A 505-nucleotide genomic window follows, 5' to 3' on the forward strand; every position below is an offset into this window, starting at 1 on the left:
GAAGTCGTTTGCTGCCACTTTCATTTGAATGCAAAGCTGGCGAAGTCGTCCACATTGTCGGACCAAACGGCTCTGGTAAGAGTACGTTACTCGCAGCGATTTCTGGCACATTAACTGGCAGGGACGGAGCGAGCGGTGAAGTTCATGTGGATGACAAAAACTTGCTCACGTTATCTTTGTCGGAACAAGCTTATGTTCGCGGTTACTTATGTCAGCAATCTAGACCTGCATTTAACGTCGATGTTTTTCAATATCTTGCGTTGTCGTTGCCAAGTGGCGCTGCGATCACTGATGGTAAAGTTCGTGATGCCGTTAATATGGTGGTCGAGCTCGTCCAACTGCAAGATAAGCTGCACCGCAGCATTCAAACGCTATCAGGCGGCGAGTGGCAACGCGTACGCTTAGCGGGTGTATGCCTCCAAGTGTGGAGAACGATAAATCCATACTCGCAGTTGTTGATTTTAGATGAGCCAGCCGCTCCGCTCGACATCGCTCAAGACGGTTT

The 505-nt window shown here is 49.5% G+C and carries 1 protein-coding gene; it reads left to right on the forward strand.

Annotation, left to right across the window (positions count from 1 at the left end):
- On the forward strand, window positions 1-505 hold a 505-nt coding region (locus R7Q11_RS29720), incomplete at both ends, for an ATP-binding cassette domain-containing protein (protein WP_225467409.1).

Source organism: Vibrio sp. 970 (assembly GCF_033339075.1).